21 protein-coding genes are annotated in these 25731 nt (G+C 66.1%); 14 read left to right on the top strand and 7 right to left on the bottom strand.

Going from position 1 to position 25731, the window contains the following annotated elements; all coding sequences use genetic code 11:
• The first annotated feature begins 4 nt into the window (after positions 1-4).
• The 8 genes from QY325_10435 (at position 5) to QY325_10400 (ending at position 8544) form a co-directional block, all read left to right on the top strand.
• Positions 5-502 (top strand): hypothetical protein, encoded by a 498-nt coding sequence (locus tag QY325_10435; GenBank protein ID WKZ65177.1) that lies wholly within the window; start codon positions 5-7, stop codon positions 500-502.
• A 33-nt stretch (positions 503-535) separates the two neighbouring features.
• Positions 536-1708, top strand: coding sequence for an FtsW/RodA/SpoVE family cell cycle protein (locus QY325_10430; protein ID WKZ65176.1), 1173 nt, complete (start codon positions 536-538; stop codon positions 1706-1708).
• Entirely contained in the window at positions 1680-2798 is a 1119-nt protein-coding gene (gene murG, locus QY325_10425; protein ID WKZ65175.1) for an undecaprenyldiphospho-muramoylpentapeptide beta-N-acetylglucosaminyltransferase, read from the top strand. The genes QY325_10430 and murG overlap by 29 nt, the downstream gene beginning before the upstream one ends.
• Positions 2795-4174, top strand: a complete 1380-nt coding sequence (gene murC, locus QY325_10420; GenBank protein ID WKZ65174.1) for a UDP-N-acetylmuramate--L-alanine ligase — start codon at positions 2795-2797, stop codon at positions 4172-4174. Before murG ends, murC begins: the two co-directional genes overlap by 4 nt.
• Positions 4171-4983 carry a hypothetical protein gene (locus QY325_10415; protein WKZ65173.1) on the top strand — a complete coding sequence of 271 codons (813 nt, stop codon included), beginning with the start codon at positions 4171-4173 and terminating at the stop codon, positions 4981-4983. The genes murC and QY325_10415 overlap by 4 nt, the downstream gene beginning before the upstream one ends.
• A gap of 5 nt (positions 4984-4988) precedes the next feature.
• Complete coding sequence (gene ftsA / locus QY325_10410; protein WKZ65172.1) at positions 4989-6281, top strand: cell division protein FtsA; 1293 nt, start codon at positions 4989-4991, stop codon at positions 6279-6281.
• Between the two features lie 47 nt (positions 6282-6328).
• Entirely contained in the window at positions 6329-8017 is a 1689-nt protein-coding gene (ftsZ, locus tag QY325_10405; protein ID WKZ65171.1) for a cell division protein FtsZ, read from the top strand.
• A 71-nt stretch (positions 8018-8088) separates the two neighbouring features.
• The gene (locus tag QY325_10400; GenBank protein ID WKZ65170.1) at positions 8089-8544 is read left to right on the top strand and encodes a GatB/YqeY domain-containing protein; all 456 of its coding nucleotides are present in this window, start codon (positions 8089-8091) and stop codon (positions 8542-8544) included.
• A 12-nt stretch (positions 8545-8556) separates the two neighbouring features.
• Here QY325_10400 and QY325_10395 read toward each other — a convergent pair whose 3' ends face one another.
• Both QY325_10395 and QY325_10390 read right to left on the bottom strand, forming a co-directional pair.
• The gene (locus tag QY325_10395; protein WKZ65169.1) at positions 8557-9258 is read right to left on the bottom strand and encodes a response regulator transcription factor; all 702 of its coding nucleotides are present in this window, start codon (positions 9256-9258) and stop codon (positions 8557-8559) included.
• Positions 9255-10589, bottom strand: coding sequence for a HAMP domain-containing sensor histidine kinase (locus QY325_10390; GenBank protein WKZ65168.1), 1335 nt, complete (start codon positions 10587-10589; stop codon positions 9255-9257). Before QY325_10390 ends, QY325_10395 begins: the two co-directional genes overlap by 4 nt.
• A gap of 75 nt (positions 10590-10664) precedes the next feature.
• On the opposite strand from QY325_10390, the gene QY325_10385 reads away from it, so the two are divergent.
• On the top strand, positions 10665-11516 hold the full coding sequence (locus QY325_10385; GenBank protein WKZ65167.1) for a glutamate--tRNA ligase family protein: 852 nt from the start codon (positions 10665-10667) through the stop codon (positions 11514-11516).
• Here QY325_10385 and QY325_10380 read toward each other — a convergent pair.
• Complete coding sequence (locus QY325_10380) at positions 11513-12133, bottom strand: DUF4190 domain-containing protein (GenBank protein WKZ65166.1); 621 nt, start codon at positions 12131-12133, stop codon at positions 11513-11515. The two genes, QY325_10385 and QY325_10380, sit on opposite strands and share 4 nt — an antisense overlap.
• Before the next feature lie 188 nt (positions 12134-12321).
• On the opposite strand from QY325_10380, the gene QY325_10375 reads away from it, so the two are divergent.
• From QY325_10375 to QY325_10365, 3 genes are all read left to right on the top strand, one after another.
• The gene (locus QY325_10375; GenBank protein WKZ65165.1) at positions 12322-13566 is read left to right on the top strand and encodes a T9SS type A sorting domain-containing protein; all 1245 of its coding nucleotides are present in this window, start codon (positions 12322-12324) and stop codon (positions 13564-13566) included.
• 161 nt (positions 13567-13727) lie between these two features.
• On the top strand, positions 13728-15938 hold the full coding sequence (locus tag QY325_10370) for a TonB-dependent receptor (protein ID WKZ65164.1): 2211 nt from the start codon (positions 13728-13730) through the stop codon (positions 15936-15938).
• Complete coding sequence (locus QY325_10365; GenBank protein ID WKZ65163.1) at positions 15935-16903, top strand: HmuY family protein; 969 nt, start codon at positions 15935-15937, stop codon at positions 16901-16903. Before QY325_10370 ends, QY325_10365 begins: the two co-directional genes overlap by 4 nt.
• Positions 16904-16912: 9 nt before the next feature.
• Here QY325_10365 and QY325_10360 read toward each other — a convergent pair whose 3' ends face one another.
• Both QY325_10360 and QY325_10355 read right to left on the bottom strand, forming a co-directional pair.
• Complete coding sequence (locus QY325_10360; GenBank protein WKZ65162.1) at positions 16913-19417, bottom strand: outer membrane beta-barrel protein; 2505 nt, start codon at positions 19415-19417, stop codon at positions 16913-16915.
• A 150-nt stretch (positions 19418-19567) separates the two neighbouring features.
• Positions 19568-19945: an RNA-binding protein gene (locus QY325_10355; protein ID WKZ65161.1), complete on the bottom strand. Its 378-nt coding sequence runs from the start codon at positions 19943-19945 to the stop codon at positions 19568-19570.
• Positions 19946-20208: 263 nt separating this feature from the next.
• Between QY325_10355 and QY325_10350 the strand changes: the two genes are divergently transcribed.
• Complete coding sequence (locus QY325_10350; GenBank protein WKZ65160.1) at positions 20209-20748, top strand: SRPBCC domain-containing protein; 540 nt, start codon at positions 20209-20211, stop codon at positions 20746-20748.
• Positions 20749-20782: 34 nt separating this feature from the next.
• Here the strand turns inward: QY325_10350 and QY325_10345 are convergent, their stop codons facing one another.
• Entirely contained in the window at positions 20783-22183 is a 1401-nt protein-coding gene (locus QY325_10345) for a hypothetical protein (protein WKZ65159.1), read from the bottom strand.
• A 5-nt stretch (positions 22184-22188) separates the two neighbouring features.
• A complete protein-coding gene (locus QY325_10340; protein WKZ65158.1) occupies positions 22189-23589 on the bottom strand; it encodes a hypothetical protein in 1401 nt (466 codons plus the stop codon).
• Positions 23590-23638: 49 nt separating this feature from the next.
• Between QY325_10340 and recG the strand changes: the two genes are divergently transcribed.
• Positions 23639-25729: an ATP-dependent DNA helicase RecG gene (gene recG / locus QY325_10335; protein WKZ65157.1), complete on the top strand. Its 2091-nt coding sequence runs from the start codon at positions 23639-23641 to the stop codon at positions 25727-25729.
• Positions 25730-25731: the final 2 nt, after the last annotated feature.

Raw genomic sequence — 25731 nt, 5'->3', positions numbered from 1 at the left:
GATCATGGAGGACCGCGATCAACGACAGCCTCACCTGCGCATCGCCGGGGGGCAATTGGTGGAGGCCCGTCTCTCGGCCATGCAGGCCTGGGGCCCGCACCGCATGGAGGCCGTGGCCTGCGTGGCCGATGTGCTGTACGTGAACGACAGCCGCGCCACCTTCCTCGACGCCACGCTGGAGTCGCTCGGCACCATCGACCGCCGCATCGTTTGGATCGTAGGCGCATGGAGCGAGGACATGGGCGAGGGTGCCCTGCAGGAGCTCATGCGTGAGCGCGTGGGCGCCGTGGTGCTCTTCGGGCCCCTGGCCGATGGCTCCGAGGACAGCCTGCCGCCGCACCTCTACCGAACGGATGACCTGCGCACCGCGGTTTTCATGGCACGCGAACTCGCCTGCGCGGGCGATGCCGTCCTCTTCAGCCCGGCCTGCCCGAGCGGCAACGGCTTCGCCAACTATGAGGAACGGGGCGCCGAGTTCCGTCGGGCGGTGCGCGACCTCTGAACCGAAGGCCACGGAACGAAACGCGAAAGCACCATGAACACCGTCCTGCACCGGCTGAAAGGCGACCGCACCATCTGGATGACGGCCCTCTTGCTGGGGGTGATCAGCCTGCTGGCGGTGTACAGCTCCATCAGCTCCCTGGCGGTGAAGCGCGATGGCAGCACCTTCCACTTCCTCTTCAAGCATGCGCTGATGCTCGGTTCCGGGGGGCTCATCATGTACTACGCCAGCAAGCTCCGGTACGCCGTGTATTCCAGGCTGGCTCAGCTCTTCATCTGGGTCACGGCCGGGCTTCTGCTGCTCACGCTGCTGCTCGGGTCCAACATCAATGACGCGAGCCGCTGGATCACCATCCCCATCATCAACCAGAGCTTCCAGACGAGCGACCTGGCCAAGGTCGTCCTGGTGGCCTACCTGGCGCGGGTGCTGGGGCGGCACGAGGGCGAGTGGACACTGCGCGATGTGGCCTTGAAGCTGATGGTGCCGGTGGGCGTGATCTGCGGGCTCATCCTGCCAGCCAACTTCAGCACGGCCGCGGTGCTCTTCACCGTGTGCGTCACGCTGATGTTCATCGCACAGGTGCCCCTGAAGCACCTGGCGCTGCTCATCGGATCGGCCATCACGGCCTTCGCGCTGCTGCTGCTCATCGCCGACTCGTTCCCCGACGTGCTGCCGCGCATGGCCACCTGGGCGGCGCGCCTCAAGGCCTTCAGCTCCGGCGCCGCCGACCCCGATGCGAACTACCAGGTGGAGCATGCCAAGATCGCCATCGCGACCGGCGGGCTCTTCCCCAATGGGCCGGGCAGCGGGGCATCGCGCAACTGGCTTCCGCACCCCTACAGCGATATGATCTATGCGTTCATCGTGGAGGAGTACGGCAGCATCCTCGGCGGAATGGGGCTTCTCCTGCTCTATACCATACTCCTGCACCGTTCGGTAGCGGTGGCCAAGCGCTGCGAGAAGCGGTTCGGCGCGCTCGTCGCCCTGGGCCTCGGGCTCATGCTCGTGGTGCAGGCCATGATCAACATGGCTGTAGCCGTGAACCTGGTGCCGGTCACGGGCCAGCCGCTCCCCTTGGTGAGCATGGGCGGCACCAGTATCTGGTTCACCTGCCTCGCCATCGGCATCATTCTCAGCGTGAGCCGTGGCACCGAGCAGCAATCAACCGTCAGGAAGGATGAGCGACCACGGACAGCGACCGCTTAGGGTGATGATCGCCGGCGGCGGCACCGGGGGGCACATCTTCCCGGCGATCGCCATCGCCCAGGCGGTGCGCGAACGCGAGCCGGATGCGCGTTTCCTCTTCGTGGGCGCTGAAGGCAGGATGGAGATGACGAAGGTGCCGGCCGCCGGGTTCGAGATCGAGGGCCTGCCCATCCGCGGCTTCCAGCGCGGCAGCCTGCTCAAGAACCTCGGGCTGCCATGGCGCCTGCTCCGCAGCATGCTGAAGGCGCGCGCCCTTCTGAAGCGATTCCGGCCGGATGTGGCCGTCGGCGTGGGCGGGTATGCGAGCGGTCCGCTGCTTGCGGCGGCCCAGCGCATGGCGGTGCCCACGCTGATCCAGGAGCAGAACAGCTTCCCGGGCAAGACGAACATCCACCTCGCCCGGCGTGCCAATTGCATCTGCGTGGCCTATGCCGGCATGGAACGGTATTTCCCCCGGGACCGCATGCTGCTCACCGGAAACCCTGTACGGGGAGAGACCGTGCGGCTCAAGGGCAAGCGGCCGAGGGGCCTGGAGCACTTCGGGCTCGATGGGGATGCGCCGGTCCTATTCATCACCGGTGGCAGCCTTGGTGCGCGCGGCATCAACCGTGGTGTGGAGGCCGCATTGCCCATGTGGAAGGAAGCGGGCCTGCAGGTGGTGTGGCAGACCGGAACGCCCTTCCTGAAGCAGGCGCAGGACGCCGTGGATAGGCTATCCTACGAACGCTGCAAGGTGCATGAGTTCGTTGACCGCATGGACCTTGCCTATGCCGTGGCCGACCTGGTGGTGGCCCGCGCCGGCGCGATCAGCGTCAGCGAGCTCACCATCGTGGCGAAGCCGGCGATCCTGGTGCCGCTGCCCACTGCGGCCGAGGACCATCAGACCCACAACGCCCGGGCCCTCACCGATCGCGGTGCCGCCGTGCTGCTGCGCGATGCTGATGCCGTGGGCCGGCTCGGCGCGCAGGCGCTGGAGCTGCTGCGCGACGAGAGGGCCCTGGATCGCCTGCGGCTGGCCATCGCGGGCATGGCGAAACCGGATGCGGCGCAGGCCATCGCCGCGGAGGTCATCAGACTGGCACGCGCATGAGCACCCTGGACGGCAAGCGGTTCTTCTTCATCGGCATCGGCGGCATCGGCATGAGCGGCCTGGCGCGCTACTTCCGCCGCCGGGGAGCGCAGGTGGCCGGCTACGACAAGACCCCGAGCGAGCTGACCAACCAGCTGCAGAGCGAGGGGATCGAGGTGCAGTTCAATGAACGCACGGAGCTGATCCCGGAGGAGTACCGGACCGCGCCTCCCGAAGAGGTGATGGTGGTGCGCACGCCCGCCGTTCCCGCCAACAGCCCGCTCCTGGGCTTCTGGGAGGAGCGGGGGGCGCGCATCCTGAAGCGCGCCGAGGTGCTCGGGCTGGTGACGCAGGACAAGCCCACGGTGGCCGTGGCCGGCACCCATGGCAAGACCACCGTGAGCACCATGCTGGCCCACCTGCTGACGGTAGGAAGGATCCCCTGCAATGCCTTCCTCGGCGGCATTGCCGCCAACTACGGCACCAATGTGCTGCTCAACGACGATGCCCAGCTCAACGTGGTGGAGGCCGATGAGTACGACCGGAGCTTCCTTAAGCTGTGCCCGGCCCAGAGCATCATCACCGCCATGGATCCCGACCACCTCGACATCTATGGCACCCCGGAAGCGATGTTCGAGGCCTACACCCAGTTCGCTGTGCAATGCGATGGGCCGCTGCTCGTCCATGAACGCATCGCCCGGCACTTCGCCCACCGCACGCAGGTGACCACCTACGCCATCGGCAGCACGGGTGAGCCACGGGCGGAGGGCATCTTCGTGGGCGACGGCCTCTATGTCTTCGACCTCATCGCGGAGGGCCATTCGCTCCGGGGCTTGACCTTGGGGATGCCCGGCCGCCACAACGTGGAGAACGCCATCGCGGCGGCCACCGCCGCGCTGCGTCTGGGCGTCGACGCCGATGCGATCCGCCAAGGCCTGGCCTCTTTCCGTGGCGTGGCGCGCCGGTTCGAGACCCGCATCCGCAGTCCGCGCATGGTGCTGATCGATGACTATGCGCATCATCCGCGGGAGATCGAGGCCTGTCTCGGGAGCGTGCGCGAACTCTATCCCGGACGCAAGGTCACCGGCGTATTCCAGCCCCACCTCTTCTCCCGCACGCGCGACCTCGCCCCCGAGTTCGGCCGCAGCCTGGCCGCCTTGGATGAGCTCCTTCTGCTCGACATCTATCCGGCGCGGGAGGAGCCCATTCCCGGGATCACCTCCGCCTGGCTTCTCGAACAGGTGCCCATGGATAAGAAATCCGTCGTCGCTTACGGCGCGCTCGTGGATGCCCTTGCTTCGCGCGAGGTCGATGTCGTGGTCACCATGGGGGCCGGGGACATCGACCGTCTGGTGCCCCGGATCGAACGCTCGCTGAACGAACGCCTCAAGCCATGAACAAGCTCAAGCGCCTGCTGCGCCCTTTGGGCATCGCGCTGGCCGCCGTGGTCACGGTGATCACGCTGGGCTTCGTGGACCGCAGCACGGCCGGTGCGCCCATCACCGACCTGCACGTGCAGGTGGAGGGCGGAGAGGGCGTGCACTTCATCGATGAGGCCGCCGTGCGCCGCGCCATCCTGGATCAGGGCACGGCCGTGGTGGGCGCGGCCAGCGGGCAGGTGGATCTGGCGGGCATCGAGGCGCGCCTGCGCGCCATCCCCTGCGTGGCGGGCGCCGAGGTCTACCATGACCTGGGCGGGGCCCTGCACGTGAGGGTGCGGCAGCGGCAGCCGGTGATCCGCGTGCTCAACGGCGACGGCACCAGCTTCTACATCGACGAGGAGGGCTGGACCATGCCGGTTGACGGCGACTACACCGCACGCGTGCCGGTGGCCATGGGATGGCTGAGCGAGCCCGGAGCCGCCAATGGCGTCATCCAGGTGCATGGCCACGACACGCTGGTGCAGCGCTACCGGTCGGACGACCTCCACCGCTTGGCGCTCTTCCTCCGCGACGACCCGCTGTGGAAGGCCCTCATCGACCAGGTGGTGGTCACCGCCGACGGCGCCTTCGAGCTCATCCCCATCGTCGGCGGCCAGCGCATCCTGCTGGGCGGCGCCGATGCGCTCGAGCAGCGCTTCGCCAAGCTGCGGCTATTCTACGCCAACGGAATCCCCAAGGCGGACTGGCGCCGCTACGCGCGCATCGACCTGCGCTTCAACGACCAGATCGTCTGCACCAAACGAACCAACCCCTACGAGCAGTGAGCACCATGAACGAGCACCAGGACATCGTCGCCGGCCTGGACATCGGCACCACCAAGATCGCCTGCATCGTGGGCCGCCGGAATGCCCAGGGCAAGATCGAGATCCTCGGCATGGGGAAGGCCCGCAGCGAGGGCGTGAGCCGCGGTGTGGTGGCCAACATCCCCAAGACCGTGGATAGCATCAAGGCTGCCGTGAACGATGCGGCCGACATGGCCGGCGTGATCATCGAGACCGTGAACGTGGGCATCGCGGGCCAGCACATCCGCAGCATGCAGCACCGCGGCATGAAGATGCGCCAGAGCATGGATGTGGAGATCTCGCAGGCCGACATCGATCAGCTCGTGGAGGAGACCCACCGGCTGGTGATGCCTCCGGGCGAGGAGATCATCCATGTGCTTCCGCAGGAGTACATCGTGGACAACGAGCAGGGCATCCCCGACCCCATCGGCATGAGCGGCATCCGCCTGGAGGCCAACTTCCACATCATCAGCGGACAGGTCACTGCGGCGCGCAACATCAACAAGTGCGTGCACCGTGCGGGCCTCAACGTCACCGAACTCATCCTGGAGCCGCTGGCCAGCGCAGAGGCCGTGCTCAGCCAGCAGGAGAAAGAGGCCGGCGTGGTGCTCGTGGACATCGGTGGCGGCACCACGGACATCGCCATCTTCCTCGACAGCATCATCCGCCACACTGCGGTCATCCCCTTCGGCGGAAACGTGGTCACCGAGGACATCCGGCAGGGCTGCGGCATCATGCGCGACCAGGCCGAACTGCTGAAGACCAAGTTCGGCAGCGCCCTTGCCAAGGAGAACAAGGAGAACGAGGTGGTATGCATCCCCGGTCTGCGCGGCCGCGAGCCCAAGGAGATCAGCCTGCGCATGCTCGCCGAGATCATCCAGGCGCGCATGGAGGAGATCATCGAGCACATCCACTTCGAGATCCGCAACAGCGGCATCGAGAGCCAGCTCATCGCCGGCATCGTGCTCACCGGCGGCGGCGCGCAGCTCAAGCACCTCAAGCACCTGGTGGAGCTGATGACCGGCATGGATGCCCGCATCGGCTATCCCAATGAGCACCTCGGCCCGAGCAAGATCGAGGCTGTCACCAGCCCGCTGTTCGCCACAGGCGTGGGCCTGGTGATGAAGGGCTTCGCTCACCTCGACCGGACCCGTCTGCGCATGCCCGATTCGGCCCAGCGCAAGGTGCCGGTGAACGCGGGCCCCAGCCGGCTCGGCAGCTTCTTCAACAGCGTCTTCAAGCAGACCACCGACCTCCTCAACCCCGAGGACGAGGATTGACCCGCAGCGCCCCTGATCCAGCAATCACCTCTTAAGACCCCCAGGCCATGAAATTCGACCTTCCCAAGGAGCTCAGCTCGATCATCAAGGTGATCGGCGTGGGCGGCGGCGGCAGCAACGCCGTGAACCACATGCACGGGCAAAGCATCCGCGGCGTGGACTTCATCGTCTGCAACACCGATCGCCAGGCGCTCGACATCAGCCCTGTTCCGGTGAAGCTGCAGCTCGGCCCCGGCCTCACCGAGGGGCTCGGCGCCGGCAGCGTGCCCGACAAGGGCAAGGACGCCGCGCAGGAGAACATCGATGAGATCCGCCAGATCCTCAGCACGCGCACCAAGATGCTCTTCATCACCGCTGGCATGGGCGGCGGCACCGGAACCGGCGCCGCACCCGTGGTGGCCAGCATCGCCCGCGAGCTCGGCATCCTCACCGTCGGCATCGTCACCATGCCCTTCCAATGGGAAGGCCATCGCCGCAAGAAGCAGGCGCTCGCAGGCGTGGAGGAGCTCCGCAACACGGTCGACACGCTGCTGGTGATCAACAACGACCGCCTGCGCGACCTCTACGGCAACCTGAGCCTCGACAATGCCTTCGCCCACGCCGACAACGTGCTCACCACCGCCGCGCGCGGCATCGTGGATATCATCAACAAGACCGGTACCGTCAACGTGGACTTCGAGGATGTGAAGACCGTGATGACGCGCAGCGGCGTGGCGATCATGGGCATGGCTGAGGCGGAAGGGGATGACCGCGCCATCGAAGCCGCCAAGCTGGCGCTGGAATCGCCGTTGCTGAACGACAATGACATCCGGGGCGCCAAGTACGTGCTGCTGAACATGGCCTACAGCGAGCAGCAGGTGCGCTTGGATGAGGTGGATGACATCACGGCCTATATCACCAAGGCCGCTGGCGAGGGCACCGATGTGATCTGGGGCTATGGGCACGAGGAAGGCCTCGGCGCCAAGCTGCGCATCACCGTGATCGCCACGGGCTTCCAGACCAGGCCGGACACTGGAGAGGGCATTGCCGAGCGGACCAAGCGCACCGTGATCCCCTTGGAGGCCGATGTCCCCACGATGATCACCCAGCCCATCGCCAATCCGGTCACCGGGGCATCGGCACCTGCCGCCCCCGCGCCGCCGCCGGCCGTGGAGGAGCCCGCCATTCCGGAGCCCTACCTGAAGACCAGGGAAGAGCCCAAGCCGGAGCCGGAGCAGCGCGCGGAGCCGGTGACCGCCGTGACGCAGCGCTACATCGAGTTCGAGGTGGAGCCCTTGGCCCCGCGCGTGGTGACGCCCGATCCGCCCACGGAGGAGAACGAGGAGAAGGTGGTGCATGGCCTGTACGATGAGTCCGAGGCGCCGGCCCCCGTGGCGGAGGAGGCCCCTGCCATCGTGGGTGCCGCGCCGGCCAGCGCGCCAGGCCCCGCGGCCCAGGAGGCCCGGCAGCCTGAGGCGAGGGAGGTGCGGGTGAGCCCCGCCGAGCATCAGCAGCATCATGAGGAGCGCATCGCCCGCGTGCGGGAGATGAACCTGCGCATGCGCTCTCCCAATGGCTTGGGCGATTATGAGCGCGAGCCGGCCTACGTACGCCGCAAGCAGCAGCTGCACGAGGGCCCCAAGAGCACCGACAGCAGCATCAGCCGCTTCTCCCTCAACGAGACCGTGGACGAGAACGGCGAGCGCCGCGTGACCCTGAGCAAGAACAATCCGCACCTGCACGACCGGGTGGACTGAGCCCGCAGTGTCGAGCATCCGCGATCGGCCGGGATTCCCCGGCCGATCGCCTTTTGAGCGATCTTCAGCCCATGAACCTCAAGGATCGCATCGACTCCGACATCAAGGCCGCCATGCTGGCCCGGGAGAAGGACCGGCTGAACGCGCTGCGCGCCATCAAGAGCGCCATCCTGCTCGAGCTCACGAAGGAGGGCGGTGGCGGTGAGCTGGATGAGGCCGTGGGCATGAAGATCCTGCAGAAGCTGCACAAGCAGCGCGCCGAGGCCGCCGCCATCTACCACCAGCAGGGCCGTGCGGACCTGGCTGCGGAGGAGGAGGTGCAGGCCAAGGTGATCGAGGCCTACCTGCCCGTCCGCCTGGATGCCGCAGCGCTGGAGTCCGCCGTCATCGCCCTGATCGGCGAGCTCGGTGCCAATGGGATGAAGGACATGGGCCGCGTGATGGGCGAGGCCAACAAGCGCTGGGCCGGCCAGGCCGATGGCAGCGCGATGGCAGGGCTGGTGAAGAGGCTGCTGGCGGGCGGATGATGCACTGGGCGCTCAAGCCCGGTCCACCACCAGCTTGAAACCCACACCATGCACGTTCACGATCTGCACCTTGGGGTCGAGCTTCAGGTACTTGCGCAGGCGGCTGATGAAGACATCGAGGCTGCGGCCGAGGAAGTAGGTGTCGTCGCCCCAGACCATATTCAGCACCAGTTCGCGCGGAAGAACCTGATCGGCGTGCAGGCATAGCAGGCGCAGCACATCGGCCTCCTTCTTCGTGAGCTTGCGCTCCTCGGTGGGATGGCTCAGCATCAGGTTGCGGTGGTCGAAGGTGTAGTCGCCAACCTCGAACCGCTCGCGCGTGCGCGCCTCCTCGGTGCGTCCCTGCGTTCGCCGCAGTATGGCCTCCACCCGCAGCACCAGCTCCTCGTGGCTGAAGGGCTTGGTGAGGTAGTCGTCCCCTCCGGCCTTGAAGCCCGCGATGCGGTCCTCCGTCTGGCTCTTGGCCGTCAGGAACACGATGGGCACCTGGGCGTTCACCAGCCGGATGTCCTCCGCCAGGCTGAAGCCGTCCTTGCCCGGCAGCATCACATCCAGCACGCACAGGTCATAGGGCTGCTCATTGAACTTCTTCAGGCCCTCCTTGCCATCGCGCACCAGATGCACGGTATAGCCCTTGCGCTTCAGGGCATCCTGCACCACGAATCCAAGGTTCTGGTCGTCCTCCACGAGGAGGATGTTCGCTTTGTCGTTCATGGTCGATGGTGGTTCAGGGGGAGTGACAGGGTGAAGACGCTCCCTTTGCCCGGCTCGCTGTGCACGCTGACGCCGCCGCCGTGCGATAGCGCGATCTGGTGCACGTAATGAAGGCCGAGGCCGAAGCCCTTCACATCATGCACGTTGCCGGTGTGCACCCGGAAGAAGCGCTCGAAGACATGGCGCTGGTCCTCCTTGCGGATGCCGATGCCCTCATCCTTCACGGAGAGCAGCAGCTCATTGCCGCGCCGGCTCGTGCGGATCTCGATGGGGGTGCCGGGCCTGCCGTATTTCACGGCATTGTCTAGCAGGTTGAACACGGCATTGGTCAGGTGCACGCGGTCGCCCAATACCGTGGGTTCCATCGCCTCCAGCCGCAGGTCCACGCGCATGCCGCGCTCCTGGGCCGGGAGCCTGATGGAGTCGGCAGCGGTCTCCGCCACCTGGTGCATGTCCACGGGCTCGCGCTTCATGCGGATGGTGTCCCGTTCCAGCGTGGCTAGCTGCAGCACGCGTTCCACCTGGGTGCGCAGCCGCTCATTCTCGCTCCGGATGATGCGCGCGTACTCCTGCAGCCGGTCCGGCTCCTCCAGGATGCCCGGATCGGAGATCACTTCCGCGCTCAGTGCGATGGTGCTGATGGGGGTCTTCAGCTCGTGGGTCATGTTGCCGATGAAGTCGTTCTTCATCTCGCTGAGCCGCTTCTGGCGAAGGATCACCCATACGCTGTAGGCGAAGAAGGCGAAGACGATCAGCGTGACCACCACGGGGAAGACCCAGGTCCAGCCCACGTCGCCGCCCTCGTCCCAGAGGGTGCTGCGCCGCGTGGGGAAGTACACGCCGAAGTAGTGCCCGTCCTTGTCGAGCTTCTGCAGCTGCGAGTGCGGCATGGTGTCCCCGGCCAGCGTGTCCTGCGAAACGTAGTTGCCATAGACGATGCTGTCCGTGAAGCAGTCGTAGATGCCGTACTCGAAGTCCTCGGCGATGTGCCGGCGGCTGAATTCCTTGCGCAGCAGGGCCTCCAGCAGATAGGGGTGGAGCGTGTCGTTGATGGTGACGGCGAAGTAGTTGGGCCGCACCTGCTTCACCGCATCATAGAGGTCCGTGCTGTCCTTGTTGATGGTGAGGATTTGCTCGGTCACGTCCGTCAGGGCCATCACCACCCGGTCGTTGAACTGCTTCTCCAGCTGCGAGGCCTGCTCCTTGTTGAGCGCCACCTGCTCGCGGTGGTAGTGCGAGGCCTGGTTGAGCCAGAGGAGCTGGATCACCACCACGCCCACCACGCTCAGCGTGGCCAGAAGCAGCAAGGTGCCTATCGCACGGCGTCCCATCCCTGCAATGTTAAGCGCGCGCCGCATGGGCGATCACGGCCTTAACAAGGCTTTTCATCATGGGCATGGCTACGTTTGAGGCCGCTCCCGCCCGTGGTCGCCCGCACCCGCTTCGCTCCCACACCGAGCGGCTTCCTCCATGCGGGGAACGCCGTCAACTTCCTCGTCACAGCACTGGTGGCGATGCGGGAGCGCGCTGCTGTGCGGCTGCGCATCGACGACCTCGATGCGGAACGGATGCGGCCGGAGTACGTGGATGACATCTTCGATTCGCTGCATTGGCTCGGGCTGGCGTGGACGGAGGGCCCGCGCGACCGCAGGGAGCATGAACGGGCTTACTCGCAGCTCAATCGCATGCCACGCTACCTGGAGGTGATCGGACTCCTGAAGGAGCAGGGCGACCTCTATGCTTGCGGCTGCAGCCGGAGCGAGTTGCGGCGCAGGCCTTGCTCATGCCGGGGGAAGGGCCTGCCATTCGATGCTCCGCACCTGGCCTGGCGACTGCGCCTGCCGAGCGATGCCATGCTGCGCATGGAGCGCTGGCCTTCCGGTGCAGAGATGCTGCGGCCGGCGGAGCTGCTCACCGACCCCGTCGTGCGGCAGCGGGCCGAACTGGGGGGGCGCCCGGCCTACCAGATCGCCTCGCTCGTGGATGACCTGGACCATGGCATCACGCACATCGTGCGCGGCCAGGACTTGCTGCCGTCCACGGCGTGCCAGCTCTACCTCGCAGAGCGCATCGGCGCCGACGCGTTCAGGCAGGTCCGCTTCCTGCATCATGGGCTGGTCGTCGATGGCGAGGGGCGCAAGCTGTCCAAATCCGAGGGCGCGGGCTCCCTGCTGGCCATGCGGAAGGCCGGGGTCGGACCGGAGGCCCTGCGTGACCGGGCCGCGCTGGTGCTGGCTGAGGCGCTGAGCGGAGCCTAGAAGTCCGTGCCGTAGCGACCGATGGACATGGCGGTGAGCAAGGCCGCCAGCACCCCGGTCATCAAGGCGGCGAACGCGAAGCCCTTGCCAGCCTGCTCCTTGCGCCGGATGCGGCGGATGGAGAGCCCAGCGAGGAGCAGGGTTAGCGCAATGGCACCGACCAGTGCCAGCAGGTTGGTACCGAAGCCGAGTGCGATGGTCCCGAGGCCGGCGGCGAAGGCCGGAACAGCCAGTGCATTCCACCGCTTCTTCGGCATCAGGTCATCCGGATCCTGGTCAGCGGTGGTTGACGGTAGGTACGCTGGAAGCGCTTCCGCAGGCCGCGGGGCGGAGACCATGGCAACCTCGACGGGCTGCATGGCAGGTAGCGCGTGCCAGGGCTGCTGGCGCAAGGCCGGCTCGGGCAAGGGCGCGGCGAAGGGCGGCGGGGGGCGCTCGCCCAGCCGCTGCACGGAGGCCATGGGCTCCCGTTGAACGGATTCGCGGCGGAGGCCGAGGTCCAGGTGCCAACCCGGTCGATGCACCCTGCGCTGGAGCCCGCTTTCGTGCACCGAGCCGCGCTGGCCGCTGCATGCACCGAGCAGAATGAGGAGCAGGATCGTGGCCGCCCGGGTCATGGGGTGAAGGTAGGCGCGGCCCGACTCGCCCCGTAAGCGGCGCTGCGGATGCTCAAGAAGGGGCAGAGGACCATTGCCCATGCCGGTTCTTACACAGGCGTGACGGAACAGGCCCTGTTGCAGTGATCCCGGGCTTGGACCGGGGTGTTTGTCAGCCGTTGCTTTGCGCCACCAAATCGGAATTCCGCATGAAACCCCTGTTCTCACTCGCCCTGGCGTTCGCTGTGACCGCTTCATTCGCTCAGACCGAGGTCACCATCGCCACCGGACCTTCCAATGCCCAGCAGGTCTGGTACAGCTTGGAGAATGGCGTGCAGGCCACCACTGACCTTGCCGCATGGGACCTCGCCTTCGAGATCAATTCCTTCAACTCCTCCGTCCTGGTGAATACCGCCAAGGGCCTCTCGGTATGGCAAGCGTCCACCGCTCTCGCCGACTGGAGTTCCATCACCAGTCCGAACGAGGCGGGCTGGACGGCCATCTACAATTCGGAGATCGATTGGTCCGCCGGCGCCCTCACCTACGGCAACAACCTGGATCAGGCCAATGGCTTCAATGTGGGCTGGGGGGACTACAGCATGATCACCCACGCCATCGTGGGAGCCAAGGTGTATGTCATCAAGTTCCCGGGCGATATCTACAAGAAGCTGCGTATCAATTCGCTCGCTACCGGTACCTACTCCTTCACGTATGCGGACCTGGACGGCGGCAACGAGCAGAATGCGACCCTGGTGAAATCGGCCTTTCCGGGGAAGAACTTCGGCTACTTCAGCTTCGCCACCAACGCCGCCGTCGACCTGGAGCCCGCAGCGGATGCCTGGGACCTGGTGTTCACCAAATACACGTCCATCATCCCTTCTCCGGCCCCAACGCCGTATGCGGTGGCGGGCGTTCTCCAGAACAAGTCGGTGCTTGCCGCACAGGTGGATGGCGTGCCGACCGGTGATGCCCTCTGGACCAGCCAGCCCTTGGACTCTGCCATCAATATCATCGGCTACGATTGGAAGACATACAACGCCTCGCTCATGCAGTACGAGTATGCGCAGGACCGCACCTACTTCGTGAAGGACCGCGCGGGCAGCATCTGGAAACTCGTGTTCATCGGCTACGGCGGCGGGAGCACGGGCACCATGACCTTCACCCAGGAGCTGGTGAGCGCCACCGGCATGGCGGAGACGGCCGAAAACGGCCTCGCCTTGTATCCCAACCCGGTCACCGACGGCGAGTTGAGCCTGCTGCTCGATGAGCCGTTGATCAAGGGCGCGCTGCAGGTGGTTGACCGCAGCGGCCGCATCGTGAAGGAGGCGCAGATAGCCGCCACGGGCGCTGCAGCACGGGTCCTGGTCGATCTGCGCGGACTCGCAAACGGAATCTATATCGTGCGCCTGGCCTCGGATAGCGGGGTGCGTGCGGCGCGCGTAGTGGTGGAGTGATCGGTTCGGCGCTGCTGCCCATGGATTGCTCATGCAGGAGAGCGGCATTCCGGGCCAACGGTCCCCAAGGAGAGGAACAGGCAGTTGACGGAGGAATGATAACGAGCCGGATAGACTGTGTGGCGGCGGCCCTTGCGGCTTGCTTCTTGGCGCTGAACGCCATGGGGCAGCGCGCGGTCACCGTGCGCGATGCTTCCGGCGCCCCCGTGCCTTATGCGCACATCGTGTGGCAGGCATTGGGAAGCGGGGGGGGCAGCGGCATGGCGGTGATGGATGCCCATGGGCAAGGAAGCATCCCGGCCATGGAAGCCGCTGCCGACCGCCTTGCGCTGCGCGTCTCCTTCGTCGGCTATCGCACCATCACGGACACCGTGGAGGCGCGCGGCACCGCCCCTCTGGTGTACAGCATGCGGCCGGAGGCGCTTGCGCTATCGGAGTTCGTGGTAACCGGTCAGTACGCGCCGGCATCCCCGGAGAAGGCGGTGCATCGTGTGCGGGTGATCGATGCCGCGCAGATGCAGCGGATGGCCGCCAACAGCCTGGCCGATGCGCTCCGCAACGAGCTCAACATCCGTCTTTCACAGGACAATGTGCTCGGCACCTCCATTTCCATGCAAGGGCTTGGCGGCCAGAACGTGAAGCTCCTGATCGATGGCGTGCCGGTGATCGGCAGGCAGGACGGCAACATTGACCTGGCACAGATCGACCTCACGGGCATCGAGCGCGTCGAGGTCGTGGAAGGTCCGCTGAGCGTCAATTACGGAACCAACGCGCTCGCAGGCACGATCAACCTGATCACCCGGAAGAGCGGCGGACAGCCCTTGTCACTCAAGGCCTCGGCATACGGCGAGCATATCGGCCGACTGAATACCACGATTACCGGCGCCCGACAATGGGGAGGCCACGATGCGGTGGTCACCCTGGGCCGCAACTTCTTCGCCGGTTGGGACCCGCGCCATACCGGAATCGTCGACCTCTCCCCGGCCATCGCCGATTCCAATCGGTTCCAGCAATGGAAGCCGCGTGAGCAGTATTTCGGCCGACTCAGTCTCAGGCGCTCCGCGGCGGATTGGGACCTAGGATACAAGGCCGAGGCCATGCACGATGTGATCATCAACCGGGGCAGGCCGCGCGCGCCTTACTTCGAATCGGCGTTCGACGAGCGGTATACCACCATCCGGTTCGACAATGCAGTATCCGCGGAGCGTCGTCTCTTGGCGGGTCGCAAGGTGACCGCCCTTGTCGCGCACAACCGCTACCTGCGCAGGAGCAATCTCTGGTACCGCGACCTCACCACCCTCGGTGAACAGCTCGTGGATGGCGCTGGCGAGCAGGATACCTCCCGATTCACGCTTACGAACGTACGCGCGAATTTCATCCGGGCCCAGGCCGGCGCACGATTGAATTATGAGCTGGGCGCCGACCTGAACCTGGAGACCGGGGGGGGGCGCAGGATCGGTGATGGCATGGAGGAGATCGGGGATTATGCCGTGCTGGCCAGTGCCGAGTACCGCCCGGTGGAGGCCCTGACCATCCGGCCCGGTGCCCGATACGCCTACAATACGCGCTACGGTGCACCCATCGTGCCCTCCTTGAATGTCCGCTGGCAGATGAGCCGGGGCTTCACCCTTCGCGCCTCGTATGCCAGCGGATTCCGGGCCCCATCGCTGAAGGAGCTCTACCTGTTCTTCGTGGATGTGAACCACGACATCACCGGGAACACCGCCCTGGAGGCCGAGCGCTCGCGCAACCTCAGCGCGGCCCTGGGCTATCGCCACGCGAAGGACAAGGGCGTTTATACAAGCGAGGTCTCCCTCTTCCACAACAGCGTGGAGGACCTCATCACCCTCGCCCAGGTCAGCGGCACGCAGTACTCGTACATCAATGTGGGCGGGTTCCGCACAACGGGTGGGAGCATCGGTGCGGGGTGGGACAACGGCCACTGGGTGGTCACCTGCGGCGCGGCCGTGACGGGCCGCTACGATGATGTGGCACGGTCTACGGGAAGCCCCTACCTCTTCACCAGTGAGGTGCGCGCCTCCATCACCAAGCAATGGCTGCGCAAGGGGTGGAGCGGTTCGGTCTTCTGGAAGTGGCAGGATCGCCTGGTGAACTATGCGCTGATGGCGGACGGAAAGGTGGGCCAGACGTGGATCGATGCCTTCCACATGGCGGACGCCTCCCTGACCAAGCGTCTTTGGCGCGGCCGGGCGGCGATGACCGCAGGCTGCAAGAACCTGTTCGATGTGCAGGCGATCGCAGCAACCATGGCAGGGGGTGCGCATGGCGGCGGCGGTGCGAGCGTGCCGATGGCCACCGGACGCCTGGCTTTCCTGAGGATCGAGATGGACCTGAAGCGCGGATCCGAATGAGGACGAAGAGCATCATCATCGGCTTGGGCCTCATGCTTGCCCTGAGCGCATGCATGAAGGAGGAACTGCCCGTTCAGCCCCGCACGCGGGGCGATGCCATGACCGTGAGCGCCTGCATGGGTCCCGGCTACCAGGACCAGCTGTGGCTCGACATCAGCAGCGGCATGGCGGTCAGCACGAATCCGAAGACGGCGTGGGACCTGGCGTTCGAGAGCGCACCCGAGGGATGGCGCATCTACTTGAACGGATCGAAGCTGATGACCGCTTGGGACCGCGGGGCCGTGGCCATCACCCAGCCGCACGATACGGCGGGCATGGGTGCCGGACGGCGGATCGACGCGCCCAGCGGGCATCGGGACAGCACCGCCATCCGGGATTGGCGCGGTACGGATGCGGTGTACATCATCGACCTCGGCGTGAATGCCCTGGGTCAGTCGCAAGGGCTGCGCAAGTTCCGCTTCCGCTCCGTCACCGGCACCGCATACGAATTCGAGGTGGCGCTGCTCGACGGCACGCAGCTTGAGACCGTCACCGTGGTGAAGGACCCGTCGCGCTCCTTCACCTGCTACAAGGCGGGGGTCGGCACGGTGCCCATTGAGCCGCCGCGCGGTGCTTGGGACATGGTGGTGACGCAGTACACCCACCAGTTCTACGACCCCTTCATGCCCTACATCGTCACCGGCGTGCTCACCGCGCCCACCACGCGGGCAGCCCTCATCCCCGATGCGGAATTCGAAGCGGTCACCCTGGCCGACACGCTCATGCACCCGCTCGGGTCGAAGCGCGACGCCATCGGCTACGACTGGAAGCGCTACTCCTTCGAGACCTCCACCTATGCCGTGGACACGCGGATGGTGTACATCCTGCAGGATGCGGAAGGGTACTTCTACAAGATGCACTTCATCGACTTCTACGGTGAGCAGGGCCAGGTGGGCTGCCCGCGCTTCGAGGTGGTGCCCCTGTGAGCGGTCCGCCTACATATCCATGTCGCCGCCTCCGTTGCTGCCGGGCTCGGGCCGCTGGTTCTGCTTGCGCCGGAAGAGCGAGGTGTTCTGCTCACCGAACTTCCAAGTGAGCGTGAAGCGCACGAAGCGCATCTCCCGCCTGCGGAAGCTCTCCTGGTAGAGGCGGTCGGTGTCGATGATGTTGCCCCAGCGTCGCGTGAAGAACACGTCATTCACGTTGAGCACCGCGCTGACCCGCTTCGTGATATCGTGGCTCAGGGAAAGGTCCACGCCGTACTGCGCCAGGCTCAGGCCCTGGGGCTGGATCCGCGGCGCCTCGTACTCGGCATTCACCTGCACGCTCCAGTCCTTGCGCATGCGCCAGGCCAGCAGCCCCTTCGCGTTCCAGTTGAAGCCCTTGTTGCGCAGCCCCCCTTGGGCATCGCCCAGTGCGACGTCGGTGTACTGCAGCGTGCCGCTCAGGGTGAGCTGCAGCCCCTGCAGGGGTTCGATCTTCACGATGTTCTCCCACCCGCCGCTGATGCTCTGGCTTCCGTTCACGAATGTGTTCAGGAGGAGCGTTGTGTCCGAGGGCAGGGGAGTGGCGTAGCTGGTGATGACGTCCTGCGTGTAACGGCCGAAGACGCTGGTAAGCCAGCTGCCCTTGCCCTTCATGAACGGCAGGAGGTGATTGGCCTCGGCCAGTGTGCTCAGTTCCGGGGCGAGCGCTGGGTTGCCGATGCGCACGTTCCGGCTGTCCGCGTTCATGATGAAGGGCATGATCTGCCAGAAGCTCGGCCGGCTGATCTTCCGCGACACATTGAACTGCGCCTCGCGCAGGCTGCCGTCCCATTTGCGGGAGAGGTAGAGCGCTGGGAAGAGCGCCTTGCCGAGGTTCTCCATCCCATCGGGATAACGGTAGCTGAAGGTGATGTCCTTGTTCCGGATCACCGTCTCGAACCAGGTCTGCTCGAAGCGGAAGCCGGCCTGCATGCTCCAATGGTCGCTCAACCGGTGCTGCCAGTTCACGTAGGCCGCATTGATCAGGTCGGTGATCCCGTAGTCGTTGGTCAGGCTGGTGTCCAGCACCTCCTGGCCGATGGACGGCGAGGAGACGAAGACGTCCAGGTAGGTGTCGTCGAGCTTCCAGCTCCCCTTGATGCCGTATTCCAGCTTGTCGCTGTCGCCCAGCGGCTCGATGAAATCGGCCTGCAGGTTCAATTGCCGGTAGCCGCTGCCGCCCAGGTTGTCCTGCAGGCGGGGGCTTCCGCTGAGCAGCCCGCCGGATGCATCGTACGCGTATTGGTCGAAGTCGGCACGGCTGCTGCGCCGCCAGGTGTTGTAGCTCAGGTCCGCGGTCCATTCACGTCCCTCCTTGGCCGACCGGCGCCTGAATCCGATCTGGGTGTTGGTGCTCATCGTCTCCCCGCGCGTGGCGTTGCGCTGCTCGGCGGTGCTGAGCAGCTCACGGCCGGGACCCAGTATCCGCGCATCGAGGTCCTCCGCATTGCTCATCTCGTGCATGCGCAGGCTCTGGGAGAACGTAAGGAGGTTGCGGTTCGTCACCTGCCACTCGGCGCCGATGCGGCCGCCGTGCATGGTGCGCGCGCTCTCACTGGATGCATCCTGGATGAAATAGCCGGTGGTGCTTCCAGCGCTGCGCTCGGTGCGCTCCGTGCTGCCGTCCGTGACGTTGGTGCCAGTATTGAAGTTGTAGCCCAGGTTGAAGGCCCATCGGCCCTCCTTCATGTTCAGGTTGGCGCTGCCCTGGTAGCGTCCGTTGGTGCCGATGCCGGCCTGCACCTGTCCGCTGTACCCCGGCTTGGTGCTCCGCTTCAGCACCACGTTGATGATGCCGCCCGTGGCATTGGCATCGAACGCCACCGATGGATTGGTGATCACCTCCACGCGCTCGATCTCCTCAGCGGGCAGCTGCTCCAGCGTCATGGCCGTCGGCCTGCCATCGATGAGGATCTGCGGGCGCGTGCCGCGCATCTCCACGTTGCCATCCAGGTCCACGCTCAGGCCCGGAACGTTCTTCATCACATCCACCCCGCTGCCGCCCTGGGTGCTCAGGTCCTTCTCCACGTTGAAGACCCGGCGGTCCACCTGCATCACCATGGTGGCGCGCTCACCCGTCACCTCCACCTCCTGCAAGAGCTCGGTATTCGGCATCAGCGTGATGTTCCCGAGATCCTGCTCGGGCCGGTCCCGGGTCAGGCGCAACTGGCTCTCGTAAGGCTTGAATCCGATGAAGCTGATGGCCACCTTCAGCGGCGGCCCCACGGGCAGCTTGTCGATGCTGAACTCGCCCGAGCTCCGGCTGATGCCCCCGCCCACGATGCTGTCGTTGGCGGCCATCCGGATGGCGATGGTGGTGAATTCAGCGCCCTTGCGCGTCTCGCCATCGATCACGCGGCCGAGCACCCGCCCCACAGCGGGCGTCCCCGCTCCGGAGGTCCCCCCCGGGCGTTGTCCGTGCGATGCGGCTGCACTGAGGACGGAAAGGGCGAACAGGGAATAGCGAAGCGTCATGGAGGCGCGAAAGTACCGGCCCGTGCCAGCATGCCGGGCCGAAGGCTCCTCGATGCGAGGCGGCGCGTGGCCCCATTGACATCTTTTGGGAGGGGCCGAAAAAGGAAGAGGCCCCGCAGCGCGGGGCCTCTCTTTCTTCGGGGTATCGATCTAGTAGTCGTCGTTGCGCGAGCCGCGGTCGCTGCGATAGTCGCTGCGATAGCCGCCGCGATCGCCACCGCGGTCATTGCGGTAGCCGCCACGGTCGCCGCCCCGGCCTCCGCCGAAGCCGCCGCGGTCCCCCTCGGTGCGGGGACGGGCCTCGTTCACCACGAGGTCACGGCCGTGGAAGTTCTTGCCATTGGTGCCCTCGATGGCGGTGCGGCCAGCGTTATCATCGGACATCTCCACGAAGCCGAAGCCGCGGCTCCGGTTGGTGGCCTTGTCCATGATGATCTTGGCCGAAGTCACTTCTCCGTATTGCTCGAAGAGCTCGCGGAGGTCCTGGTCCCTAACAGAGTAAGGCACGTTGGCGACGTAAATGTTCATGAGTTCTACTGACTGGGTTTTTGTTTGTTCCTGCCTGTGCCGTGGAGGTCTCGCCAAAGAACGCCCCGGCCGTTGGGCGGGACGAATGTAGGCCAATTCCCCGGGTTGGCAACAGGGACGGGCATTTCCGGGAATCCCGCCCCGGAGTGCGCCTGTGGCGCCCGGTATGCCTCACCCGGGACCGCACCGGGCAGGATGGCAGCCCATCCACGCCCGCGGCGGCCCATTGGACCCTGCCGTTCAATTTCCTTAACAACCCTGCCATGAAACCATGCCTGCCTGACAGCGTTATCCTCTTGGCACGGTACCTGCCGGCCACGCTTGTGATGAATACCTTGAATCCCGAGACGAATGTGATGCGCACCCTGCTGGTGGATGCGCCTGCTGGTGCGGTTTGGAAAGCACTCACCGATCCCAAGCTGGCCCGCCTTTACATGGGGTCCATGCCTTGCTGCGACCTGCGCCCCGGCAAGCCGATGCAATGGTTCGTGCGCGAGGAGAATGGCGATCAGACCCTGGTGGCGAAAGGCTTGGTGCTGGCCGTGCAGCCGGGGCGAAGGCTCCGCTACAGCTTCTACAGCATGGCGAGCAAGCTGCCGGATGAGCCGGCCAGCCATACCACCGTGGACCTGCACCTGGTGCCGGAAGAGGATGGGCGCACGCGGGTCGAGTTCTGGCAGGGCGACTTCGCCGGTCTCCCGGATGCGGAACGCAGGGCCCGTGAGGCCGGCCGCAATTGGGTGGAGCACCTCGTAGGCCTGAAACGCGTGGCCGAGGAGGTGTGGGAATCGAAGGCCGCCTGACAGCCGGCGCAGGTGGAACGCCCCCCCAGCGCCCTCAGGGCTCGCGGAGCATCCGATAAGGTTCATCTGCGGGGAGCCGAAACCAGCGCGCATTGAAGTAGTCGACCGGCATCACATCCCATCGGCGCAGGATGATGCGGTCATTCGGTAGCGCTGCATGGCCTCGGAGGTCATCCGTTGTGGCCAAGGCGACCACGGCTTCAGGCCCTTCGCGCGCCGAGAGGAGAAGGCCCTCGATGGCGGTGCTCCAATACGGCGCTACGCGCTCGCCCGCTGCGCCGAAGCCGATGCCATCGAGATCCACGACAGCCTTTCGCATGCCCTGCTCATGCGCGGCGCGGATCAGCGATGCATGCCAAGCAGTGCGTGCCGTGTAGAAAGGAGCGACGCGCTCAGCTTCAGCCGCACGGAAGAGCATGCATGTCGCGAGGAGCGCCACGATGGCCGGTCGCCAATCCGCGTGGTCCCAAGCATGGAACAGGAGGGCGAGCACAGACCAGGCGGCGAAGCCGAAATCGACCTGTTCGCGGTAGCGGTCATGGTCCGGAGAAGGCAGGTAGAGGCACGTGAGCACGTAGAGCACCGCCCACCCGAGCACGAACGCCATTCCCTTGCGCCATTGCCCTTCCCGCCAGAGGATCACGGCAGTGAAGGCGGCGATCGCCAGTACGTCGGGATAGTGGCGCATGAACCGGGCGGCCTGCCTCGCCAGCTCGTCCGGAGCGAAGAGGCCGAGCACGAGATCGGGGAAGGCGAGCCGCTGGATGAAGGAGAGCTGCGCGGCCTCGTACGCACTCATGCCCGCAGCGCGGATCGATGCGAAGGCCAGTGCCGCCGGCAGCAAGGCCATGCGGAAGCACCGCAGGTTGGCCCGCGGTTCGAGCAGGAGCGCTCCGGCAGCCAACAGCCAGGCCATGGGGTGGCTGCTGAGGGCGAGCAGGAGGAGAAGGGCCGCGCCCAGCTTGTCCAGGGCGGTTGCGGACCTGTTCCGGCCGATGGTGGTGAGCAGGAGCACGATGAGGCCGCAACCGTAGTAGAGCTCGAACACCGGGCAGAACAGGCCGTGTGCGAGGCCGATCAGCTGCAGGGCTGCAAGGGCCATCGCGGCGCGCCCGTCCCGCAGCACCAGCAAGGCGAAGGCAGCGCCGGTGAGCAGGAAGGCCACGTTGCCCAAGGAGTGCAGCGTTATGATGCCGGCCATGGGTAGGCCGGATTGGGCACCGGCCCAGGGCAGCCATTCCGCAAGGGCCAGCACCCACCGGCCGTGCTCGATGCGGAAGGCGCCCTCATTGAGGGTGCGGATGAGGTAGTAGCCGCTGTCCGCGTAGAGACGCTCGTCCGCGAAGCGGATCGCGAAGGCCAGCAGGTAGGCCGCTACCATGGCGAGGAGCAGCACGGACGACCGCGGAATCCGTACGCTGCGATCCACAGGCATGCCCTTCATGGTTGGGCCGTGAGCGGCAGATAGCGCCCTTGCGGTGCGCTGAAATAACGCGGGTTGAGCCATCCCGCTGCAACGATATCCCAACGCCGGAACACCAACCGATCGAGATGGTCCGTGGCACCGGGCCATGCCGCATCCTCCGCCGTGATGATGGAAACCGTGCCCTCGGGGCCGTACTTCGAGGAGAGGAGCAGGCTCTCCACCGGGACCGACCAGGAAAGGTCGATGGCATGGTGCCTGGGGCCGAAGAACAGGGGGGCGGCGATGATGCCTTTGGAAACGCCTGCTTCGCGCGCTGAGCCGATGGCCTGCTCGATGCGGTGCGTGCGCTCCGCGTAATGCGGCGCAATCCACTCCGCTCTGGCCATGCGGAACACGAGCGCAGCCAGCAGAGCATGGGGCAGCAAGGCCGAGAGGCGGAGCGACGGTGCGTTTCGCAGGAGCATCAGCAGCACCCAGGCGACCGCTCCGAAGTTCAACTGCTCCCGGTAGCGGTCGTGGAGGAATCCCTGGAGCTTGAGGGTGATGAGGGCGTGCAGCACGTAAAGGAATCCGATCAACAGCATGGCCTGGCGCCATCGGCGGGCCATCAGCAGCGCGATTGCGGCCCAGGCCGCGAGCAGCATCACATCGGGATAGTGGCGCGCCGCATAGCCGGCGAGCTCCAGCAGGCTGTCCGGACCCATTGCGGACCAGAGTGCTGCGCCATCGGTTGCCCGCAGCAGGAAGGACGCGCTGTCCTTCTCATACGGCGAGAGGCGCGCTCCATGGATCAGGAGGTAGGCCGCCAGCGATGCGACCAGCAGGAGCGTGTCGCGCCGGTTCTCCCAGATGCGTTCCGCCGCAAGCAATGCCACGGCGAGCATCAGCGCCATGGCGTGCGCGGATACGGCGCCCAGGAACAGAAGGGCCAGCAGCGGCCAGCGCCAGGGGGTGCGGATGCGCGATGAGCGACGGGCGGACAGGAGAAGGATGAGCAGATCGACCCCGTAGTACAGCTCGAAGATGGGGCAGAGGAGGCCGTGCGTGAGCCCGATGAGATGGGTGGCCGCCAATGCTGCCGTTGCAGTGGCATCCTTGAGCCCGCGGGCGGCCATCAGCATGCACAGGCCGAGCCACGCCACGTTGTTCAAGGAGTGCAGTAGGATGAGCGCGCTCATCGAGGCGCCGGCCTTCACGCCCAGCAGGGGCAGTATCTGGGAGAGCGCGAGGGCCCATCGGCCGTGCTCGATGCGGAAGCCGCCGCCGTTGACCACCTGCGCCAGGTAGTAGCCGCTGTCCGCATACAACCGCTCGTCGGCGAAGCGCCAGGCGAAGGCTGCGAGGTAGGCCAGAACCAGCAGCGGCAGAGCGACGGTCGCTGCGCGTCCGGAGAACGTGGCTGCGGGACCGGGCATGCGGGAAAAGTAACGGTGCGCCCGCCATGGTACTTTTCACCCGTCGCCGATGCTCGACAGTCCCATTGAATACCTCAAGGGCGTAGGCCCCCAGCGCGGGGAGCTGCTCCGCAAGGAGCTCGGCATCGCCACCTTCCGCGACCTGCTCTTCCATTTCCCGTTCCGCTACATCGATCGGAGCCGCTTCCACACGGTGAGCGGGCTTCAAGAGGACATGCAGCAGGTGCAGTTGCGCGGCCGGATCGGGGTGCCCAGGGTGATGGGCGAGAAGCAGGGGCGGCGCATGACGGCCCTCTTCACGGATGCCACGGGCACCATCGAGCTGGTCTGGTTCAAGGGCCTCAAATGGGTGCAGCAGGCGCTGAAGCCGGGCGAGGAGTACATCGTCTTCGGCAGGCCGAGTGCCTTCAAGGGCCGGCTGAATATGCCCCACCCCGAACTGGAGCTGGCCTCGGCGTGGGACGGCGGCCTTGAGGCCGCGCTGCAGCCCATCTACAGCACCACGGAGAAGCTGGCGGCAAAGGGGCTCACCGGCCGTGCGATCTGGAAGCTGCAGAAGGCGCTGCTTCCCCAGGTGGCCGGCCTGCTGCCCGAGAACCTCGGCCGCGATCAGCTGCAGTGGCTCGGCGGCATGGGGCGCGAGGAGGCCATCCGCCAGGTGCACGCCCCCACGGATCCGCAGCGGCTGGAGCTCGCTCGGCGGAGGCTCAAGTTCGAGGAGCTCTTCTACATCCAGCTGGGGCTGCTGCGCCAGAAGCAGCGCGCGCAGCAGCAGGTGCGTGGCAATGTGTTCGGGCAGGTCGGCGAGCGGCTGAATACCTTTTACGAGCGGCACCTGCCCTTCCCCCTCACCGGCGCGCAGAAGCGTGTGGTGAAGGAAATCCGGCGCGACATGGGGAGCGGGCGCCAGATGAACCGCCTGCTGCAGGGAGATGTGGGGAGCGGAAAGACCCTGGTGGGGCTGCTGAGCATGCTCATCGCCCTGGACAACGGGTACCAAGCGGCGCTCATGGCGCCCACGGAGATCCTCGCGCAGCAGCACTTCTCCACCATCGCCCGCATGCTCGGCGACATGCCGGTCAACGTGCGGCTGCTCACCGGCAGCACGAAAGCCGCCGAGCGCCGCAGCATCCTCACGGCGCTCCGCGAGGGCGAGGTGCACATCATCGTGGGCACGCATGCCCTGCTCGAGGACCGGGTTGTCTTCCAGCGGCTGGGGCTGGTGGTCATCGACGAGCAGCACCGCTTCGGGGTGGCGCAGCGCGCCCGGCTCTGGGCCAAGAGCGAGGTGCCGCCGCACGTGCTTGTGATGACCGCCACGCCTATCCCCCGCACCCTGGCCATGACCCTCTATGGCGACCTCGAAACCAGCGTCATCGATGAGCTGCCGCCGGGGCGCAAGCCCATCCGCACCGTGCACCGGTTCGACAGCGCGCGCAACGCCGTGTTCGGCTTCCTCGAGGAGGAGCTTGCCAAGGGCCGTCAGATCTACGTGGTGTATCCGCTCATCGAGGAGAGCGAGAAGAGCGACCTCAAGCATGTGATGGACGGCTTCGAGAGCCTGTCGCGGAGGTTCCCGCTGCCGAAGCATGCGGTGGGCATCGTGCACGGAAGGCAGGATCAGGCCACCAAGGATTACGAGATGGCCCGGTTCAAGAAGGGGGAGACGGACATCCTGGTCAGCACCACGGTCATCGAGGTGGGCGTCGATGTCCCCAATGCGAGCGTCATGGTGGTCGAGAACGCCGAGCGCTTCGGTCTCTCGCAGCTCCACCAGCTCCGCGGCCGGGTGGGACGAGGGGCAGAGCAGAGCTTCTGCATCCTCATGACGGGCGACAAGCTCTCCGGCGATGCCCGCACACGCATCGGCACCATGGTGCGGACCAACGACGGCTTCGAGATAGCGGAGGCCGACCTGCGGCTTCGGGGGCCGGGCGATCTGCTCGGCACGCAGCAGAGCGGATTGCCCCAGCTGCGCATCGCGGACCTCATCGAGGATGCGGATCTGCTCCAGCAGGCCAGGCAGGCCGCCATGCGCGTGCTCGATGAGGATCCGCTGCTCGCAGAGCCGCGCCATGCGGCCATCGCCACCGCGCTCCGCAATCGCCGCGACGAGGCGGTATGGGGGAGGATCAGCTGAGC

The organism is Flavobacteriales bacterium, from assembly GCA_030584065.1.
Classification (GTDB): Bacteria; Bacteroidota; Bacteroidia; order Flavobacteriales_F; family PHOS-HE28; genus PHOS-HE28.
Note: the sequence above shows the minus strand (reverse complement) of the source record. Positions and strands in the feature narration are given on the sequence as shown.